The 18,215-nt window shown below is 66.3% G+C and carries 19 protein-coding genes; 9 read left to right on the top strand and 10 right to left on the bottom strand.

Annotated features, from left to right (window positions below; translation table 11 throughout):
- The first annotated feature begins 6 nt into the window (after positions 1-6).
- Positions 7-183: a hypothetical protein gene (locus WKW77_RS21010; protein ID WP_340358819.1), complete on the top strand. Its 177-nt coding sequence runs from the start codon at positions 7-9 to the stop codon at positions 181-183.
- Here the strand turns inward: WKW77_RS21010 and ruvC are convergent.
- Genes ruvC through WKW77_RS21025 form a run of 3 tightly spaced genes read right to left on the bottom strand, consistent with a single transcriptional unit; the run spans position 180 to position 2,463 of the window.
- Positions 180-728, bottom strand: coding sequence for a crossover junction endodeoxyribonuclease RuvC (ruvC, locus tag WKW77_RS21015; protein WP_340358820.1), 549 nt, complete (start codon positions 726-728; stop codon positions 180-182). The two genes, WKW77_RS21010 and ruvC, sit on opposite strands and share 4 nt — an antisense overlap.
- Before the next feature lie 7 nt (positions 729-735).
- Positions 736-1,800, bottom strand: coding sequence for a phosphatidate cytidylyltransferase (locus tag WKW77_RS21020; protein ID WP_340358821.1), 1,065 nt, complete (start codon positions 1,798-1,800; stop codon positions 736-738).
- Positions 1,801-1,812: 12 nt separating this feature from the next.
- On the bottom strand, positions 1,813-2,463 hold the full coding sequence (locus tag WKW77_RS21025; protein ID WP_340358822.1) for a lysophospholipid acyltransferase family protein: 651 nt from the start codon (positions 2,461-2,463) through the stop codon (positions 1,813-1,815).
- Between the two features lie 141 nt (positions 2,464-2,604).
- Between WKW77_RS21025 and WKW77_RS21030 the strand changes: the two genes are divergently transcribed.
- Complete coding sequence (locus WKW77_RS21030) at positions 2,605-3,744, top strand: acyltransferase family protein (RefSeq protein WP_340358823.1); 1,140 nt, start codon at positions 2,605-2,607, stop codon at positions 3,742-3,744.
- Here WKW77_RS21030 and mtgA read toward each other — a convergent pair.
- The 5 genes from mtgA to WKW77_RS21055 form a co-directional block, all read right to left on the bottom strand.
- Complete coding sequence (gene mtgA, locus WKW77_RS21035; protein ID WP_340358824.1) at positions 3,684-4,433, bottom strand: monofunctional biosynthetic peptidoglycan transglycosylase; 750 nt, start codon at positions 4,431-4,433, stop codon at positions 3,684-3,686. The two genes, WKW77_RS21030 and mtgA, sit on opposite strands and share 61 nt — an antisense overlap.
- The gene (gene aroE, locus WKW77_RS21040) at positions 4,430-5,272 is read right to left on the bottom strand and encodes a shikimate dehydrogenase (protein ID WP_340358825.1); all 843 of its coding nucleotides are present in this window, start codon (positions 5,270-5,272) and stop codon (positions 4,430-4,432) included. Before aroE ends, mtgA begins: the two co-directional genes overlap by 4 nt.
- A 19-nt stretch (positions 5,273-5,291) precedes the next feature.
- The gene (locus WKW77_RS21045) at positions 5,292-6,149 is read right to left on the bottom strand and encodes an energy transducer TonB (RefSeq protein WP_340358826.1); all 858 of its coding nucleotides are present in this window, start codon (positions 6,147-6,149) and stop codon (positions 5,292-5,294) included.
- 164 nt (positions 6,150-6,313) lie between these two features.
- Positions 6,314-8,374, bottom strand: coding sequence for a ribonuclease catalytic domain-containing protein (locus WKW77_RS21050; RefSeq protein ID WP_340358827.1), 2,061 nt, complete (start codon positions 8,372-8,374; stop codon positions 6,314-6,316).
- 48 nt (positions 8,375-8,422) lie between these two features.
- Positions 8,423-9,022, bottom strand: a complete 600-nt coding sequence (locus tag WKW77_RS21055; RefSeq protein ID WP_340358828.1) for a YqiA/YcfP family alpha/beta fold hydrolase — start codon at positions 9,020-9,022, stop codon at positions 8,423-8,425.
- A gap of 112 nt (positions 9,023-9,134) precedes the next feature.
- On the opposite strand from WKW77_RS21055, the gene rodA reads away from it, so the two are divergent.
- From rodA to WKW77_RS21070, 3 genes are all read left to right on the top strand, one after another.
- Positions 9,135-10,289 carry a rod shape-determining protein RodA gene (gene rodA / locus WKW77_RS21060; protein ID WP_340358829.1) on the top strand — a complete coding sequence of 385 codons (1,155 nt, stop codon included), beginning with the start codon at positions 9,135-9,137 and terminating at the stop codon, positions 10,287-10,289.
- A gap of 33 nt (positions 10,290-10,322) precedes the next feature.
- Positions 10,323-11,783 (top strand): metalloprotease TldD, encoded by a 1,461-nt coding sequence (tldD, locus tag WKW77_RS21065; RefSeq protein ID WP_340358830.1) that lies wholly within the window; start codon positions 10,323-10,325, stop codon positions 11,781-11,783.
- 219 nt (positions 11,784-12,002) lie between these two features.
- Positions 12,003-13,118, top strand: a complete 1,116-nt coding sequence (locus tag WKW77_RS21070; RefSeq protein ID WP_340358831.1) for a 3-deoxy-7-phosphoheptulonate synthase — start codon at positions 12,003-12,005, stop codon at positions 13,116-13,118.
- Between the two features lie 27 nt (positions 13,119-13,145).
- Here WKW77_RS21070 and WKW77_RS21075 read toward each other — a convergent pair whose 3' ends face one another.
- Together WKW77_RS21075 and mpl are read right to left on the bottom strand one after the other, a co-directional pair.
- Positions 13,146-13,646 (bottom strand): cupin domain-containing protein, encoded by a 501-nt coding sequence (locus tag WKW77_RS21075; protein ID WP_422823239.1) that lies wholly within the window; start codon positions 13,644-13,646, stop codon positions 13,146-13,148.
- Between the two features lie 27 nt (positions 13,647-13,673).
- Complete coding sequence (gene mpl, locus WKW77_RS21080) at positions 13,674-15,077, bottom strand: UDP-N-acetylmuramate:L-alanyl-gamma-D-glutamyl-meso-diaminopimelate ligase (protein WP_340358832.1); 1,404 nt, start codon at positions 15,075-15,077, stop codon at positions 13,674-13,676.
- Positions 15,078-15,154: 77 nt separating this feature from the next.
- Between mpl and WKW77_RS21085 the strand changes: the two genes are divergently transcribed.
- From WKW77_RS21085 to accC, 4 genes are all read left to right on the top strand, one after another.
- Positions 15,155-15,748: a hypothetical protein gene (locus WKW77_RS21085; RefSeq protein ID WP_340358833.1), complete on the top strand. Its 594-nt coding sequence runs from the start codon at positions 15,155-15,157 to the stop codon at positions 15,746-15,748.
- Positions 15,745-16,278 carry a TlpA family protein disulfide reductase gene (locus tag WKW77_RS21090; protein WP_340358834.1) on the top strand — a complete coding sequence of 178 codons (534 nt, stop codon included), beginning with the start codon at positions 15,745-15,747 and terminating at the stop codon, positions 16,276-16,278. The genes WKW77_RS21085 and WKW77_RS21090 overlap by 4 nt, the downstream gene beginning before the upstream one ends.
- A gap of 115 nt (positions 16,279-16,393) precedes the next feature.
- A complete protein-coding gene (gene accB / locus WKW77_RS21095) occupies positions 16,394-16,849 on the top strand; it encodes an acetyl-CoA carboxylase biotin carboxyl carrier protein (RefSeq protein ID WP_340358835.1) in 456 nt (151 codons plus the stop codon).
- Between the two features lie 2 nt (positions 16,850-16,851).
- On the top strand, positions 16,852-18,201 hold the full coding sequence (gene accC / locus WKW77_RS21100; RefSeq protein WP_340358836.1) for an acetyl-CoA carboxylase biotin carboxylase subunit: 1,350 nt from the start codon (positions 16,852-16,854) through the stop codon (positions 18,199-18,201).
- Positions 18,202-18,215 lie beyond the last annotated feature (14 nt).

Consider the following 18,215-nt stretch of genomic DNA (forward strand, 5'->3'; position numbering starts at 1 on the left):
AAGACGATGCTGCTTTTTCGCTGGGCCATCCTGCTTCTTCTGCTGGTGGCCGGCGCTTCGTTCGCGTTCTACGCGGGCACCGGGCAGGTGAAGTACCGGCACTTCGGCTGGGTCGTCCTCAAGTGGACGCTGCTCGCGGCCTTTGGTTTCTTTGCCGTGTTGATTGCGGAGCGCGCCTTCTAGCGCGTGCGGCCCTGCCGGTACCTTCCGGCAAGACCCTTCTCCAGCATCGCCGCCGTCTCCAGGCGCGCCATCGAACTTCCCACGTGCGCATGCGTGATCGCGATGCCCAGCGCATCCGCCGCATCGCTGCCGGGCACGCCGGGCAGGCGAAGCAGGCGCTTCACCATTTCCTGCACCTGCGCCTTGGCGGCGCTGCCGTGGCCCGCCACCGCCTGCTTCATCTGCAGGGCGGTGTATTCCGCCACGCTCAGGTTGCACGCGACCAGCGCCGTGAGGCACGCGCCGCGCGCCTGCCCGAGCAGGAGCGTGGACTGCGGGTTGACGTTGACGAACACGATCTCCACCGCCGCCGCATCGGGCTTGTAGCGCTCGTTGATCTCGCCGATGCCGTCGAACAGCACCTTGAGCCGCGTCGGCAACTGGCCCTTGCCGATGTGGCGGGTGCTGATGGTGCCGCTGGCCACGTAGCTCAGCGAATGGCCGTCGACGTCCACCACGCCGAAGCCGGTGGTCTGCAGGCCGGGATCGATACCGAGGATGCGCATCGGGTCCTTAGGCGTTGAAGTACCAACGTACGGCATGGAAGAACACCGGGGCCGCAAAGCACAGCGCATCCACGCGGTCGAGCAGCCCATTGGCGCCGGTTACCCCCACGCCGCGCTGGCCCCAGTTGGGGATGCCGCGGTCGCGCTTGAGCGCCTTCATCACCAGGTGGCCCATGGAGCCCGCCGCGCAGGCGATCAGCGACATCGCGAGCGCCTGCCCGTACTTGAACGGCGTGATGAACGAGAGCAGCGCGCCGAACAGGCTCGCGATCACCATGCCGAGCGCCCAGCTCGTCCAGTTGAAGCTGCGGCTGACATTGGGCGCGAAGGGCGGCTGCATGAAGAGGCGATGCCTGAGCGGCCCCAGCAAGCCCTTGGGTATCTCGTTCGAAGGCGCGCCGGTGGCCGGCATCGACTTGCGGCGCGAGACGAGGTGCTGCACCAGCATGCAGGTCTGCACGACGACCACCAGATAGAACACCAGGAACGCACTCTTGCCCTCGTAGCGTGGAAAGGAAAGCAGCAGCAGCGCCGGCACATGGCTGAGCCCGTAGACGCAGACCATGATGCCCCATTGCAGCTTGGCATTGCGTTCGAGGAAGTGGCTCGGGTCGTCCGCGAGCGCGCTCACGACCGGTATCGCCAGAAACACGTACACCGGGATGAAAACGGTGAAGAGATCGAAGTGCGCGGTGGCGACCAGCCAGAACTGGATCGGCAGCACGACGAAGAAGGCCAGGATCAGGCTGCGGTGATCCCCGCGCCGCGTAGGCGACAGTGTGATGAACTCGCGCAGCGCGAAGAAGGAGATGAGCGCAAAGAGCACCGTCGCGACCGTAGCGCCCAACGCCCAGCCGATCCAGAAGATGATCGCCATGAGCCAGCTCGTGCTCAGCAGCGAGCGGAAATGCTGCAGCTCGCGCTGCCAGATCTCGTCGTGGACCGGGTTGCGCCTTTCCCTCAGGCTCAGCAGGAACGTGGCCGAGCTGACCACGAAAAGGATCCCGAACACGATGAAGAAGAGCATCGCGACCTGTTGGGTCGGCGTGAGACTGCGCAGGAATTCGTTCATGGAGAGACGGCCCTAGACATCGCGCAATGCAATCACCGCCTCGCGGGCGCGATCGAGGAACGGGCGGCGTTCCTCGCCCGCTTCAAGCCGGATCGGCGCGCCAAAGGTCACCGAGCACAGGATCGGCACCGGCACCACTTCGCCCTTGGGCATCACGCGCTGCACGTTGTCGATCCATGCCGGCACCAGCACGACCTCGGGGAACATCTGCGCCAGCGTGAACAGGCCCGACTTGAACTTCTGCGGTTCGCCGGTGTTGCCGCGCGTTCCTTCGGGAAAGATGATGATCGAGTCCCCGCTTCGCAGGGCTTCGATCAGCGGCTGAAGGGGGGCGAGCGCCTCGGCGCTCCCGGGAATGGCCGGCTGTCCCACGGCCGCGCTTGCGCCGCGCTCCACGTAGACCGCGTTGAAGACCTCCGTCGTGATCCAGCGCTTGAACGGCGTGGTCGCCCAGTAGTCGCGCGCCGCGATCGGCCGCGTGATGCTGCGCAGTTCCTGCGGCAACGCGGCCCAGATCATCACGAGGTCGAGATGGCTTTGATGGTTGGCGAAGTAGATGCGCTGCTCGGCCTTCGGCGGACAACCCCACCAGCGCGCCTGGGCACCCGTGAGCAGTCGGATGGCGGACAGCAACCCCCATCCCATGAACTTTGCGGCAAGCATGGCTGATCATATGTTGCTGGTTTCCGCGTCCTCGCCGGGCCTACAGCAGGCAGGGGCCGATTCCTACAGGCAGGACACGTCGACGCGACGCAAGGTGATCCGCCCGCCGATTTCGGCCCGATCCAGCCGGAAGGAATCTTCATGGACACCAAACCGCCGCACGAGGTGCGGCTGGGCTACCTGCCTGCGCTCGACGGAATCCGCGCCATCGCGATCGCGATGGTGCTGGTCTTTCACAGCGGATTCCATCCCACGGGCGGTGGCTACCTCGGGGTGGACGTGTTCTTCGTGCTGTCGGGCTTCCTGATCACCAAGCTGCTGGCAAGCGAGATGGCGCAGCACGGGCGCCTCGATCTGGCGAGCTTCTATGGGCGCAGGGCGTTGCGGCTGTATCCCCCGTTCCTGATCGTGCTGGCCTGCGTGACCTTGCCGGGGCACATTCTCTGGCCCGACATTCCGATCTGGCGCGACGCGGCGCTGGCGGGGCTCTACCTCAGCGACTATGCACAAGCGCTGCACTACGTGCCGTCACCGCTGACCTACACATGGTCGCTTGCCGTCGAGGAGCACTTCTACGTGCTGTGGCCGCTCGCGCTTCCCTTCGTCCTGCGCTCGCGCAACCCGGTCCGCGTGATGCTGATGCTCTATCTCGTGGCCTTCATGTGGCGCCTGCTGAACCTGTCGGCCCTCGGTTGGTATCCGACCTATTTCCGGTTCGACACGCGGGCGAGCGGCATCATCCTCGGCTGCATGCTGGCGTTGATGCCGACCCAGGCGCCGCCGAAGTACGCGGGCGTCCTCGCGCTCGTCCTGCTGCTGTTCGCCGCGGCACCGCCGAGCTGGGGGCTGATGTACGGCCTCGGCCTCGCAGCCCCGGTCGCTGAAGTGGCGGCGGCGATCCTTGTGCTCTGCGCCTTTCATTCCAGCCACGAATCGCGGCTGCTGGCCTGGGCACCCCTCGCCTACCTGGGGCGCCTTTCATATGGCATCTACTTGTGGCATGCCCCCTTGATGTTCTGGATGCGCGAGAGGGGATTCAGCCGGCCCGCCATCCTGATCGGGGGCGGCGCGCTGGCCGTGGCGTTGGCTGCACTTTCGTACCACCTGATCGACCGGCCGGTCCGTACCAAGGGCCGGGCGGCTTTGGCACGCTGGGCGCAATGGCGAGGACGGCTTCCCGCGGCGGCAACAGAGCGGAAGGCTGGCTCGCCCGCCGATGCTCAGGGCAACTCGGCGGCCGGCATGCGCGCGAGGATCGAGGCGGCGCGGCCCGCGAGGTAGCCCGACCCCTGCCGGCGTTCGAAGAACTTCGGGCTCGGCAGCATGACGGCCAGACGTGCCGCTTCGCTCGTGGTGAGGCGCGCGGCCGGCTTGCGGAAGTAGTGCTGGGAGGCGGCTTCTGCACCGAAGATGCCTTCGCCCCATTCCACGTTGTTGAGATAGATCTCGAGGATGCGCTGCTTGCTCAGCAGGATTTCGAGCGCGGTCGCGAGCGCCAGCTCCTGCGCTTTGCGCAGCATGGTGCGTTCGCTCGACAGCAGCAGGTTCTTCGCGAGCTGCTGGGTGATGGTGGAGCCGCCGCGCAGTTGCGGCGGGCGCGGTTCCCTGCCGCGTGCACGCATCTGCGCCGCGCGCCTGGCGGCGATCTCCTCGGCCTTGGCGTTGCGCTGGCGGGCGCGCTCGATGGCCTCCCACTCCACGCCCTGGTGGTAGACGAATTCGCTGTCCTCGCTCGCAATCACCGCGCGCTTGAGCGAATCGGAAATCTGCGCATAGGGCACCCAGCGCTGCCGCCAGTCGCGATCGCCGTTGGCGCGGCCCTGGGCGGCGACCCGCCAGGCTTCGGAACGCTGGAACGCGGTCGATTCCGGATCGATCACCGCCATCGCGGCGATGCGCAGGATGAAGAAGAGTTGCAGCGCGAAGGCCGCGATCAACAGGCAGCCGAGCCAGCGCAGGACCGGCTTCACTTGGCTTCGACGATGGCGCGCAACTCGGCGAGCACCGGGGCCGTCGGCGGACGCACGCCGCGCCAGGTCTCGAAGGCTTCGGCCGCCTGTTCCACCAGCATGCCGAGGCCGTCGCGCGGCACCGCACCATGCTCGCGCGCCCAGTTCATGAAGCCCGCCGCGGCGGGCCCGTACATCATGTCGACGGCGAGCGTGCCGCGCTTGAGCACGCTGGCGGCCACGGGCACTTCGCCGCCCGCCAGGCTGGAGGCGGTGGCGTTCACCAGCACGTCGAACGAGCCGGCAACCGCATCGAGCGCCTGCGCTTCGAGCGCCACGTGGTGCTGCAGCGCCAGCGCAGCGTGCCGCTGGACGAGCGCGATGGCCTTCTCGAGCGTGCGATTCGCCACCACCAGCCGACGCGGGCCGGCCTCGATCAACGGCCCCAGCACGCCGGCCGAGGCGCCGCCTGCACCGAGCAGCAGGAGGTCGCCGCCGGCGATCGCGACGCCGGCATGCAGCGTGATGTCGTTGACGATGCCCACGCCGTCGCTGTTGTCGCCATGGATGCCGTCTTCGCGAAAGCTCAGCACGTTGACAGCGCGGGCGAGGGCGGCGCGCGGCGTCAGGTGCTGCGACAGAGCCGCTGCATCGAACTTGAAGGGCACGGTGACGTTGCAGCCCCGCGCGATGCCGGACGTCTCCTTGCGGAAGGCTTCCACGCCGGCTTCGAAACCGCCGAGCGGCACGAGGCGCCGGCCGTAGTCGAGCTGCTGCCCGGTCAGTTCGGCAAAGCGCGCATGAATCCACGGCGAGCGGCTGTGCTCGACCGGGTTGCCCATCACACAGTAAAGATCCACGGTGCCTCCCTGGTGGTCGTTATCTGGACGAGAGCTGGGTCTCCAGCGTCTCGTCGCGGGTGAACTTGAAGCGCGACGGCAGCACGATCTGGTCGGTCTGCCGCCGCATGGCGTCGGTGAACTTGCCGAAGTTGCCGATGCTGCGGACGATCGCCTGCGCGCGACGATCCAGCACCTTGTTGCCGGAGCTTTCGACGATGTCGGTCGCGAGGATCGAGCCGTCGAAATTGACCGTCACCATCATCGTGAGCTCGCCGTACAGCTTCTTGCCGCCGTTTTCGGGGAAGTTCTCGGTGCCGCGCACCTCGATCCTGCGCCGCAGCGCATCGACATAGGCCGCATAGGCGGCTTCGCGCGTCGCGGGGCTGAGGTAGCGCTTCTTGGGCCGGGCGTTCTCTTCGTTGACGCGGCGCTCGATCTCGGCGAGCAGCTCGACGAGCTGGCGGCGCTTCTCTTCGCGCGCGGCGGCCTCGCTCGGATCGCCCGTGCTGCGCGGATCGGTCGTCGTCGGCATCGCGGCGAGCTGCTGCTTGAGCTGCGCCAGCATCAGCATCTGCTGCTGCTGCATCGTCTCGACCTGGCGCTGCGCGTCTTCCATCGAATCGCCGATGGTGGTGAAGGTCGAGGGCGGCAGCGGACTGGTGGCCCGGCCCTTGTCGAGATCGCCACCGCCTGCCAGCGACGTCTGCGCGATCGCCCGCGCCTTGTCGGGGCGTTCATTGGTCTTGGCGTTGACCAGGATGACCTCCAGCGGCGTTTCCTTGAAGACGCGGTTGAAGGACTCGGGGTCCACGAAGCGGACGGTCAGCAAGGCCGCGTGGGCCACCACCGACAGGCCCAGCGCAATCTGCAATGTGCTGAAGTCACGCAGTTTCATGGCTCACCCCCAGCCTCGCCCACTTCGTGTGGCTCGGGCACCCCCTTCCAGGGGGCAATCCCGGCGGCCCGGCAGAGCCGGTTCCGCGGGATTTCTGGATTGGGCCGCGCCCGTTTCATGCTCTGTGACTTGCGCGAAGCTTGATGGGGCATTCCGGCGGCCTTTCAGGCAGGCGTGTTCTCTGCGGCGGATTCGCTGTCTGTCAGGTCCACCGCGATCGCGATGGGGCCGGCGACTTCTTCCTCGTCTTCGCCGCCTTCGTCTTCGGATGCCGCTTCGGCCGCTGCGGTGTCGAGCCGCGCGATGACGGTGCCGTGCACGTCCAACGCGATCTCGTCAACTTCGCCGAGCTTGACGCGCACCCGCGCGCCGCGCTGCAGGCCCTGCGTGCCGGTCACCTGGAACACGAGCGGCAGGGTATCGGCGCGCACCATGGCGCCGTTCGGCACGTCCTTGATGAGCGTGGCGTCGAGCTCGGTGACGCCTTCCTGCTCGAGGTACTTGAGCGTCCAGAAGCGTTCCATGCCGCCCTGGTGCGCGTTGTAGGCGCTGTAGGCGGCATCGAAGCCGGAGAGGATCGAGAACAGGTCGGCATCCTTGGGCTTGAAGGGCGCGGCGAGCGCGGCGGTCCTGCCGTGACGCGCGGCCGCGATGATCTGCCACTGGTTCACGAGGTCGGTATAGCGGCGCAGCGGCGAGGTGCTCCAGGCGTAGCTCTTCACGCCCAGGCCCGCGTGCGGCAGGGCGCGCGTGCCCATGCGGACCTTGATGCCGGGCAGCAGGCTGGCCTGGCTGCGGTAGAGGGCGGGCACGCTCAGTTCGGCGAGCCAGCCGCCCCAGCTGCTGTTGGCGAGGATCATGGCCTCGGAAACGATCAGGTCGAGCGGTGCGCCGCGCTGCCGCGTGGAAATCTGCACCTGTTCCGCACCGGTGGGCTCGCCTTCGTTGCCGACGAGCCGGAAGGTGTAGTCGGGCCGGGTGAAGGTTTCCGGTTTGCCGCGAACCACTTCGCGCTGCGACTTCAGATGCTTCGCGAGACGGAAGAGAAAGGTGAGCGGCTCGCGAACGCGCGCGGCGATCTCGGGCGTGTTCTCGGCCTTGACCGACGCATCCTCGAGCCATTGCTTCGAAATGACGGTGTCGAGCTGGTCGTGGCGCAGGTTGGCGACGATCGGCACGCGTTCGAGGCGCGTCTCGGTCGATTTCAGCTCGAGCGTCGACTCGTCGAAGGTGGCGTAGAGCGACACGGCAGGGCAGTCGCGGCCTTCCTGCAGCGTGTAGGCATCGACCACGTGGTCCGGCAGCATCGTGATCTTGTGGCCCGGCATGTAGACCGTGGACATGCGGTTGCGCGCGACCTGGTCGATCGCACTGCCCGGCGCCAGCGCGAGGCCCGGCGCGGCGATGTGAATGCCGACCACCACGGTGCCACTGCCCAGGCCCTGCACCGAGAGGGCATCGTCGATCTCGGTGGTGTGCGAATCGTCGATCGAGAACGCCTCCACCTTTGCCACAGGCAACTCGTCCGCGATGGCCGGCGCGTCGAGCGCGGGAAAGCCGGTGCCCTTCGGGAAGTTCTCGAACAGGAAGCGATGCCAGTGGAACTGGTAGGACGAATCGATCGCGCCGGCCTGCTTGAGCAGATCGAGCGGCGGACGCTGGGTGGCGCGCGCCGCTTCGACCACCGCCTTGTATTCGGGCGCGTTCTTGTCGGGCTTGAAGAGGATCTTGAAGAGCTGTTCTCGCACGGGCGCGGGACACTGGCCGGCGGCGAGCTGCGTCGACCATTCGACGATCTGCGCCTGGACGGCCTTCTTCTTCTCGATGGCGGCGAGCGCCTGCTGCAGGATCTCTGCAGGGGCCTTCTTGAAGCGGCCCTTGCCAGCGCGCCGGAAGTAATGCGGCGCGTCGAAAAGCGCGAGCAGCGCCGCGGCCTGCTGGGTCAGCGTCGGACGAGCCTGGAAGTATTCGGCGGCGAGGTCCGCAAAGGCGAACTCGCCTTCGGGCGCGAATTCCCAGGCCAGGTCGAGGTCGACGCCGGCAGCGAGCGTGCGCGCTTCGGCCAGTAGTTCGGCCGGGGCGGGCTTCTCGAAGCGCAGCACGATGTTGGCGCCCTTGACCTTGACGCGCTTGCCGGTCTCCAACTCGACCTGGGCCGATGCCTCGGCCTCCGAGAGGACGCGGCCGCCGAGGTACTTTCCGGCTTCTTCGAACAATACAAACATGGCGCGGATTGTCCCACGCAGCGCACCGGCTTCCGGCCGCCGGGGCGCTCAGGAGGGGTTCAGGAAGGCCAGCACGTCGCCGAGATGGCGGCGCTCGAAATCGCTCAGCGCGTGGTCCTCGCCCTCGACGATCTTCTGCGGGCTTCCGGGATAGCGCCCGGACATCTCCCGCCAGTCCAGCACCTCGTCGCCCTTGGCGATGACCGCGAAGACGCGCTCCGGGTGCGTGAGTGGGCCGACATCGAGCGCGCGCAGCTCGTCGATGTATTCGGGCCGGAAATAGAAATGCGCGTTGGGGTGGTGCCAGGCCACCTGCTCGCCGATGTAGTTGGCCAGGTCGCGGGCCGGGTGGACGGCCGGGTTGAGCAGCACGGCGCGGCACCCCGTCTTCTGCGCGACGCAGGTGGCATAGAAGCCGCCAAGCGACGAGCCCACGACGCCCATCGATTCGCGTGGCCAGCCGGCGATCCCCGACATCACGAGATCGATCGCGGCCTTCGGCGATGGCGGGAGCTGGGGGCACCACCACGTCGTTATGGGGTACTGCCGGGCGACATGCTGGGCCATCAGTCGGGCCTTGGTGGACTGCGGCGAGGACCGGAAGCCATGCAGGTAAAGCAGGTGGGTGATGTGCGGGGCGGAATTCATAGGGCAATTATCCGAACGCACCCTGAATGACCCCGAAGACCGAGTGCGTCGAACGGTCGCCGGACCTACTCTCCGTGGGGCCCGATGCCGGCGCGGGGGATAATCGAAGGCTATGTCAGCCGTCCTCCATCAGCCCTCGCTCGCACGCCGCCTCCTGCCGGTGTTCCAGGGCTTCGATGGATATCTCCTTTTTGCCGTCTTCCTCCTTGCGGGTGCCGGCTTGCTGACGATGTATTCGTCCGGCTATGACCACGGCACCCGGTTCGTGGACCATGGCCGGAACATGCTGCTCGCCGGCGGCATCATGTTCGTGGTGGCCCAGGTGCCGCCGCAGCGACTGATGAAGTTCGCGGCGCCGCTCTATGTGTTTGGCGTGGCGCTGCTGGTGGCGGTCGCGCTCTTCGGGATCACCAAGAAGGGCGCGACGCGTTGGATCAACGTGGGCGTCGTGATCCAGCCGAGCGAAATCCTCAAGATCGCCATGCCGCTGATGCTGGCCTGGTGGTTCCAGCGACGCGAGGGCCAATTGCGCGCGCTGGACTTCGTGGTGGCGACGGTGCTGCTCGCGATTCCGGTCGGGCTCATCATGAAACAGCCCGATCTCGGCACCGCGCTGCTGGTGCTGGCGACCGGCCTGTCGGTGATCTTCTTTGCCGGGCTCCCCTGGAAGCTCATCGTGCCGCCGGTGGTGATCGGGATGATCGCGGTGGCCCTGATCGTCGGGTTCGAGTCGCAGTTGTGCGCCGACGGCTTCGACTGGCGGATCCTGCACGACTACCAGAAGCAGCGCGTCTGCACGCTGCTCGACCCGACCAAGGACCCGCTCGGCAAGGGCTTCCACATCATCCAGGGGATGATCGCGATCGGCTCGGGCGGCGTGCCGGGCAAGGGCTTCATGCAGGGCACGCAGACGCACCTCGAGTTCATCCCGGAGCGCACGACCGACTTCATCTTCGCGGCTTACTCCGAGGAGTTCGGTCTCGTCGGCAACCTGTTCCTGATCGCCTCGTTCATCTTCCTCATCTTCCGCGGCCTGATCATCGCGCTCGACGCGCCGACGCTCTTCTCGCGCCTGCTGGGCGGAGCGGTGACCATGATCTTCTTCACCTACGCCTTCGTGAACATGGGCATGGTGAGCGGCATCCTGCCCGTGGTCGGTGTGCCGCTTCCCTTCATCAGCTATGGCGGCACCGCGATGGTTACGTTGGGCCTGGGGCTCGGCATCCTGATGTCCATCGCCCGCGCGAAGCGATTGGTTCAGACTTAGCGCGGTTGCGGGGGGCGAGCCTAGAATCCGGTGATGATCTCCCGCGAACCGACCATCGAGCGCCTCGCCACGGCGCAGCAACTCCTGCTCACGCCTTTCGGTCTCGACGAATCGCACCTTTCGCATGCGCTCGCCGAGATTGCCGCGCACAAGGTGGATGACGCCGATCTCTACTTCCAGTACACGCGCAGCGAAGGCTGGAGCCTCGAGGAAGGCATCGTCAAGACCGGCAGCTTCAGCATCGACCAGGGCGTCGGCGTGCGCGCGGTCAGCGGCGAGAAGACGGCCTTCGCCTATTCGGACGACATCTCGGAAGCATCGCTGCTCGATGCGGCGCGCACGGTGCGCAGCATTTCGGCCGCCGGGCGCTCGGCGCGCGTGAAGGCGCCGGCACGCAAGATCGCGGGCAGCCGTTCGCTCTACGGCGGCATCGACCCGATCGCCACGCTCGACAGCACCGGCAAGGTCCAGCTGCTCGAAAAGGTCGAGAAGCTCGCGCGTTCGCGCGATCCGCGTGTCTCGCAGGTCATGGCAGGGCTCGCGAGCGAATACGACGTGGTGCTCGTGGCCCGCGCCGATGGCACGCTGGCGGCGGATGTGCGTCCGTTGGTGCGTCTCTCGGTGACCGTGATTGCCGAGCAGAACGGCCGCCGCGAAGTCGGGTCCGGCGGCGGCGGCGGCCGGTTCGGGCTGGCCTACTTCGATGACGAGCACATCGCCGAATACGTCGACCAGGCGGTCAAGTCCGCGCTCACCAATCTGGATTCGCGCCCCGCGCCGGCCGGCGAAATGACTGTCGTGCTCGGCCCCGGCTGGCCCGGCATCCTGCTGCACGAAGCCATCGGCCACGGGCTGGAGGGCGACTTCAATCGCAAGGGCTCGAGCGCGTTCTCGGGCCGGATCGGCGAACGGGTTGCGGCCAAGGGCGTGACGGTGCTCGACGACGGCACCATCGCCGACCGCCGCGGTTCGCTCAATGTCGACGACGAAGGCAATCCGACGCAGCGCAACGTGCTGATCGAGGACGGCATCCTCAAGGGCTACATCCAGGATGCGCTCAATGCGCGCCTGATGAAGACCGCGCCCACCGGCAACGGCCGGCGTGAAAGCTACGCGCACTCGCCGATGCCGCGCATGACGAACACCTACATGCTCGGTGGCAGCCACGCGCCGGATGAAATCGTCGCGAGCATCAAGAAGGGGCTGTACGCGGTCAACTTCGGCGGCGGCCAGGTCGACATCACCAGCGGCAAATTCGTGTTCTCGGCGAGCGAGGCGTACTGGGTGGAGAACGGCAAGATCCAGTACCCGGTCAAGGGCGCGACGCTGGTGGGCAACGGCCCCGACGCGCTCACCCGCGTCAAGATGATCGGCAACGACATGGCGCTCGACTCGGGCGTGGGCACCTGCGGCAAGGAAGGCCAGAGCGTGCCGGTCGGGGTCGGCCAGCCCACCCTGCGCATCGATGGCCTCACGGTCGGCGGGACTGCGTGAGCGAGTTCACCGCTTTTTCGTTGCCTGTGCTACATTCCCTTCCCATGTCCGCAGCCCGCGCTTATTACTTTGCCTACTTTTGGTTCCCGAATATCGGCGGACGAGAGGCGCGCGCGTAAAGCAAGCAGACAAACAGAACCTCCCCAAACCGCCGGTGCCAAAAGCCCGGCGGTTTTTTTATTGCCCTCACGATTCACGACACACCCGAAGGAACAACACATGAGCTCCAAAGCCGCCGCTAGCGACACCTGGTATGCGAACGTCGAAAAGACCAGCCGGACCGACGACGAACGCATCAAGGACATCACTGTGTTGCCCCCTCCAGAACACCTGATCCGCTTCTTCCCGATCCGGGGGACGCAGGTCGAAACGCTCATCACCGGCACGCGCCGGTCCATCCACCACATCATGGCCGGCAAGGACGATCGGTTGCTGATTGTGATGGGACCCTGCTCCATCCATGATCCGTCGGCGGCGCTGGAATACGCGCGACGCCTGAAGGCCGAGCGCGAAAAGTACGCCGGCACGCTCGAGATCGTCATGCGCGTGTACTTCGAGAAGCCGCGCACCACGGTGGGCTGGAAGGGCCTGATCAACGACCCTTACCTCGACGAAAGCTTTCGTATCGACGAAGGCCTGCGCATCGCGCGGCAACTGTTGATCGAGATCAACCGCATGGGGCTGCCGGCGGGCAGCGAGTTCCTCGACGTGATCTCGCCGCAGTACATCGGCGACCTGATCTCATGGGGCGCGATCGGCGCGCGCACGACCGAAAGCCAGGTGCATCGCGAACTCGCTTCCGGCTTGTCGGCACCGATCGGCTTCAAGAACGGCACCGACGGCAACATCCGCATCGCGACCGATGCGATCCAGGCGGCGGCGCGCGGCCATCACTTCCTGTCGGTGCACAAGAACGGGCAGGTCGCGATCGTGCAGACCAACGGCAACAAGGACTGCCACGTCATCCTGCGCGGCGGCAAGGCGCCCAACTACGACGCCGCGAGCGTGGCGGCCGCTTGCAAGGACCTCGAGGCCGCAAAGCTCCACCCGACGCTGATGGTCGACTGCAGCCATGCCAACAGCAGCAAGCAGCACCAGAAGCAGATCGACGTCGCGAAGGACATCGCCGGACAGATCGCGGGCGGCAGCCGCAGCATCTTCGGGCTGATGATCGAGAGCCACCTGAACGCCGGCGCGCAGAAGTTCACGCCGGGCAAGGACTCCATCGACGGTCTCGAGTACGGCAAGAGCATCACCGATGCGTGCCTGGGTTGGGAAGACTCGACCCAGGTGCTCGAAGTGCTGTCGCAGGCAGTCAAGCGCCGCCGCAGCTGACCGCGTGACTCCCCGGGCGGGTGCGCTTCAGATCAGCGCAGCCAGCTCAGGCCAGTGATGCCGGAGCAGGGCGGCTTCGTCGCCGTCGGGCCGCATGAAAGCGAAGTCGTCGAAATCGAAGCCGGGGCCGACGGTGCAGCTCACCAGCGTGTAGTCGTCAGCGGCCGGGGACTTGATCGGCTGGGCAGCCTGCCACTGCCCGGCCGGCACCGTGTGCTGGGGTCGGGTGCCGTGAACGTCGACCGGCCCCAGCCGCACATGCGCCGGCGGCGTGCGCAGTGCGGCGTCGCTGGTCCAGAGGGCGAGCGGCGCGCCTTCGAGATGGATCCACACCTCGTCGGACTGCACGCGATGCCAGCGCGAATGCTGGTGCGCTTCGAGGAGGAAATAGATGGTCGTCAGCGCATCGCGCGAAGGCCGGCCGTCCTGAGGCTGTACCTGCGCCGATGAGCGGTAGATCTCGCGGTACCAGCCGCCCTCCGGATGGGGCTGCAGGTTCAGGGTCTCGATCAGCTCTTGGGCGCGCATGGTGCGGATGTTAGTCCCGCGCTTGATTCACCGCGATGCGCGCAGCGCGGAAAGCAGCTTTTCGTGGATCCCGCCGAAGCCGCCATTGCTCATGCACACGATGTGATCACCGGGCCGCGCGGCAGCCACCACTTGCGGCACCAGCGCCTCGATGCTGCCGGCGACGATCGAACGCCCGCCCAGCGGCGCCAGTGCCGCCGAGGCATCCCAGTCGAGTCCGCCGCTGTGGCAGAACGATAGGTCGGCCGACTCCAGGCTCCAGGGCAGCTGCGCCGCCATCGTGCCCAGCTTCATCGTGTTGCTGCGGGGCTCGAAGACGGCGAGGATGCGGTCCGCCTTCCGCCCGTCCGCGTTCAGCTTCAGTCGCAGGCCGTCGAGGGTCGTGCGGATCGCGGTCGGGTGGTGGGCGAAATCGTCATACACGGTGACCGCGCCTTCCGGGCGATTCGCCACGCCGCGCAGTTCCATCCGGCGGCGCACGTTTCGGAAGCTGCCCAGCGCGTCGGCGGCGGCGGCCGGCGACACGCCCACATGTTCGGCCGCTGCGATCGCCGCGAGCGCGTTCATCTGGTTGTGCTGGCCGGTGAGTGCCCACTGGACGCGGCCGACGCAGATGCCTGCGCGCAGCACTTCGAACGCATCGTGCGTGCCCTGCGCCTGCCATTCGCCGCCGGCGCCGAAGCGCGCGAGCTGGCTCCAGCATCCCTGGGCCAGAACGCGGCGCAGGCTTTCTTCGGTCGCGTTGACGACGAGGCGGCCGCTGGCCGGGACGGTTCGCACGAGATGGTGGAACTGCCGTTCGATCGCCGCGAGGTCGTCGAAGATGTCCGCGTGGTCGAACTCGAGGTTGTTCAGGATGGCGGTGCGCGGACGGTAGTGGACGAACTTGCTGCGCTTGTCGAAGAAGGCGGTGTCGTATTCGTCGGCTTCGATCACGAAGGTGGAGCTTTCGCTCCGGCCGAGGCGGGCGGAGACCCCGAAGTCCAGCGGCACCCCGCCGACCAGGAAACCCGGCGCGAGCCCGGCGCGTTCGAGGATCCAGGACAGCATGGAGGTCGTGGTCGTCTTGCCGTGTGTGCCGGCGACGGCCAGCACATGGCGGCCCTGCAGCACATGCTCGGCCAGCCACTGTGGCCCGCTGGTGTATTTCGCGCCCGCATCGAGGATCGCCTCCATCAGCGGGAATTTGGCCGATCCGTCCGCCTGCCGCGCGCGGGAAACGACATTGCCCACCACGAAGACGTCGGGCTTCAAGGCCAGCTGGTCCGCGCCGAAGCCTTCGATGAGGTCGATCCCGAGCGCGCGCAACTGGTCGCTCATCGGCGGATAGACGCCGGCGTCGCAGCCGGTCACTTGGTGGCCGGCTTCACGCGCCAGCGCGGCAACACCACCCATGAAGGTGCCGCAGATGCCGAGAATGTGAATATGCATCGGCCAATTCTAGGGATGCGGTAGGGGTGCGGGCCTGTGGCCTTCTGCCCACGCGCTACTGAGGGCAAAATGACCCGATGGACGATTCCAAACAGGAAATCGCCGCCACTGCGGCTCGCCTCGTCGTCGAGGAAGGGCTGGAGTACGGCCCCGCGAAACGCCGCGCGCTGCGCGATCTGGGCCTGCCTGCGCGCACCGCGCTGCCCAACAACGACGAGATCGAGGCGGAGGTCCGCGACTACATACGGCTCTATTGCGCCGACACGCAGCCGAAGGAATTGCACGCCTTGCGCGTGCTCGCGCTCGAATGGATGGAGCACATGGCCGAGTTCCGTCCGCATATCGGTGGCGCCGTCTGGCACGGCACCGCGACGCGGCTGTCCGACATCTATATCCAGCTCTTTTGCGACGACTCGAAATCCGCCGAAATCGCGCTGATCGACCACCACGTGGACTACGAGCCGCGCATGGTCACCGGTTTTCACGGCGAGCAGGTGGAGGCTCTCAGCCTGCATGCGGCCAGCCGCGCGCTCGGCGAAGAGGTCGGCGTGCACCTGATGGTGTACGACCTCGACGACCTGAGGGGCGCGCTCAAGCCCGATTCGCAGGGTCGCGCGCCGCGCGGCAACCTCGCGGCGCTTCGGCGGCTGATTGAGAAGGAACAAGGATGACCTCGGGTTCGACGCGGCGCGGCCTGCTTTACGGCGGGGTCGCGGTGATCGCCGCTGCTGCAGGGATCGGCGGCGCCTGGTGGCGCAGCAGAGGTTTGCAGCCGGGTGGCGAGCGCCTGGACGAGGCATTCTGGTTGCAGCGCTTCGATCGGCCGGAGGGCGGCGAACTCGCGCTCGCCAGCTTGCGCGGCAAGCCTCTGTTGATCAATTTCTGGGCCACGTGGTGTCCACCATGCATCGAGGAAATGCCGATGATCGACGCCTTTTCGCGTGAAAATGGCGCCAACGGTTGGCAAGTGGTCGGATTGGCTATCGATCAGCCAAGTGCCGTACGCAAGTTCCTGGAGAGGACCCCGGTCACTTATCCCATCGGACTGGCGGGCTTGCAGGGCACGGAATTGGTCAAGAACCTCGGCAATACCGCAGGCGGCCTACCCTTCACTTTGGTCGTCGATGCTGCCGGTTCGGTCGCGGCGCGTAAAATGGGCAGGCTCGACCCGAGCGACCTGCAAACGTGGCGCCGCGCCTGAGATCGCGGCTAGAATCCGGCCCCACCAATTTGGCAGATGGCGGTAAAACGCCGAAATAAGCCGAAATTCAGGCGAGTTAAGTTCTAATAAACGGCAAAGCCGAGGCTGGAGTCCCATGGATCTACGCAAGCTCAAGACACTGATCGACCTGGTGTCTGAATCCAATATTTCCGAGTTGGAAATTACCGAAACCGAGGGCAAGGTCCGGATCGTGAAGGGTGGACCTGCCGCGCCGGTCCAGTACGTGCAGACCGTTGCTGCCGCCCCGGCCGCAGTGCCCGCCATCGCCGGTGTGTCCGCGCCCGCAGCGGCGCCGGCCGCCGCTCCGGCGACCACCGGGCACGCCGTCAAGTCGCCGATGGTCGGCACCTTCTACCGCTCCTCCAGCCCCGGAGCCCCGGCATTCGTTGAAATCGGCAGCCAGGTGAAGGAGGGCGACACCCTCTGCATCATCGAAGCGATGAAGATCCTCAACGAGATCGAGGCCGACAAGGCGGGCACCATCACCCAGATCCTCGGCGAGAACGGCCAGGCGGTCGAATACGGCCAACCGCTGTTCATCATCGAGTGACCATGTTCAAGAAGATCCTGGTCGCGAACCGCGGTGAGATCGCGTTAAGAATCCAGCGCGCCTGCAGCGAGCTTGGCATCAAGGCGGTCATGGTCTATTCGGAGGCCGACCGCGAAGCCAAATACGTCAAGCTGGCTGAAGAAGCGGTGTGCATCGGCCCCGCGCCTTCGTCGCAAAGCTATCTGAACATGCCCGCCATCATCTCGGCCGCCGAGGTGACGGACTCCGAGGCCATTCATCCGGGCTACGGCTTCTTGAGCGAGAACGCGAACTTCGCCGAGCGGGTGGAGCAGAGCGGCTTCCAGTTCATCGGCCCTTCGCCCGAGTCGATCCGCATCATGGGCGACAAGGTGTCGGCCAAGCAGGCCATGATCAAGGCCGGCGTGCCTTGCGTGCCCGGCTCCGACGGCGAACTCTCGGACGATGCCGCGGCCAACAAGCGCATCGCGCGCGCCATCGGCTATCCGGTGATCATCAAGGCCGCTGGCGGTGGCGGTGGTCGCGGCATGCGCGTCGTTCACACCGAGGCTGCGCTGATCAATGCGATCCAGATGACCAAGGCCGAGGCCGGCGCGGCGTTCAACAACCCGTCCGTGTACATGGAGAAGTTCCTCCAGAACCCGCGCCACATCGAGATCCAGGTGCTGGCCGACAAGCACAAGAACGCGGTCTATCTCGGAGAGCGCGACTGCTCGATGCAGCGCCGCCACCAGAAGGTCATCGAAGAGTCGCCCGCGCCGGGCATTCCGCGCAAGCTGATCGAGAAGATCGGCGAGCGTTGCGCCATGGCCTGCAAGAAGATCGGCTACCGTGGCGCCGGCACCTTCGAGTTCCTCTACGAGAACGGCGAGTTCTACTTCATCGAGATGAACACGCGGGTCCAGGTGGAGCACCCGGTCACCGAGTTCACCACCGGCATCGACATCGTGAAGACGCAGATCATGGTGGCGGCGGGCGAGAAGCTCCCGTTCACGCAGCGTCAGATCGAGATGCGCGGCCATGCGATCGAGTGCCGCATCAATGCCGAAGACCCGTACAAGTTCACGCCGTCGCCGGGCCGCATCACGATGTGGCATCCGCCCGGTGGTCCGGGCGTGCGCGTGGATTCGCATGCCTACACCAACTACTTCGTGCCGCCGAACTACGACTCGATGATCGGCAAGATCATCGTCTACGGCGATACGCGCGAGCAGGCGATGGCGCGCATGCGCACGGCGCTCAATGAAACGGTGATCGAAGGCATCCTGACGAACATGCCGCTGCACCGCGAACTGATGGTGGACGCCAACTTCATGAACGGCGGCACCAACATCCATTATTTGGAAGAGTGGCTGGCCGCGCATAAACGGTGACCACCCCCGTTGCT

The organism is Variovorax ureilyticus, from assembly GCF_037889935.1.
GTDB lineage: Bacteria > Pseudomonadota > Gammaproteobacteria > Burkholderiales > Burkholderiaceae_C > Variovorax > Variovorax ureilyticus.

Coding starts and splice junctions, on each gene's coding strand:
- WKW77_RS21010 (WP_340358819.1), top strand. CDS start 7: ATGCTGCTTTTTCGCTGGGCCATCCTGCTTCTTCTGCTGGTGGCCGGC.
- ruvC (WP_340358820.1), bottom strand. CDS start 728: ATGCGCATCCTCGGTATCGATCCCGGCCTGCAGACCACCGGCTTCGGC.
- WKW77_RS21020 (WP_340358821.1), bottom strand. CDS start 1,800: ATGAACGAATTCCTGCGCAGTCTCACGCCGACCCAACAGGTCGCGATG.
- WKW77_RS21025 (WP_340358822.1), bottom strand. CDS start 2,463: ATGCTTGCCGCAAAGTTCATGGGATGGGGGTTGCTGTCCGCCATCCGA.
- WKW77_RS21030 (WP_340358823.1), top strand. CDS start 2,605: ATGGACACCAAACCGCCGCACGAGGTGCGGCTGGGCTACCTGCCTGCG.
- WKW77_RS21045 (WP_340358826.1), bottom strand. CDS start 6,149: ATGAAACTGCGTGACTTCAGCACATTGCAGATTGCGCTGGGCCTGTCG.
- WKW77_RS21050 (WP_340358827.1), bottom strand. CDS start 8,374: ATGTTTGTATTGTTCGAAGAAGCCGGAAAGTACCTCGGCGGCCGCGTC.
- WKW77_RS21055 (WP_340358828.1), bottom strand. CDS start 9,022: ATGAATTCCGCCCCGCACATCACCCACCTGCTTTACCTGCATGGCTTC.
- rodA (WP_340358829.1), top strand. CDS start 9,135: ATGTCAGCCGTCCTCCATCAGCCCTCGCTCGCACGCCGCCTCCTGCCG.
- tldD (WP_340358830.1), top strand. CDS start 10,323: ATGATCTCCCGCGAACCGACCATCGAGCGCCTCGCCACGGCGCAGCAA.
- WKW77_RS21070 (WP_340358831.1), top strand. CDS start 12,003: ATGAGCTCCAAAGCCGCCGCTAGCGACACCTGGTATGCGAACGTCGAA.
- WKW77_RS21075 (WP_422823239.1), bottom strand. CDS start 13,646: ATGCGCGCCCAAGAGCTGATCGAGACCCTGAACCTGCAGCCCCATCCG.
- mpl (WP_340358832.1), bottom strand. CDS start 15,077: ATGCATATTCACATTCTCGGCATCTGCGGCACCTTCATGGGTGGTGTT.
- WKW77_RS21085 (WP_340358833.1), top strand. CDS start 15,155: ATGGACGATTCCAAACAGGAAATCGCCGCCACTGCGGCTCGCCTCGTC.
- WKW77_RS21090 (WP_340358834.1), top strand. CDS start 15,745: ATGACCTCGGGTTCGACGCGGCGCGGCCTGCTTTACGGCGGGGTCGCG.
- accB (WP_340358835.1), top strand. CDS start 16,394: ATGGATCTACGCAAGCTCAAGACACTGATCGACCTGGTGTCTGAATCC.
- accC (WP_340358836.1), top strand. CDS start 16,852: ATGTTCAAGAAGATCCTGGTCGCGAACCGCGGTGAGATCGCGTTAAGA.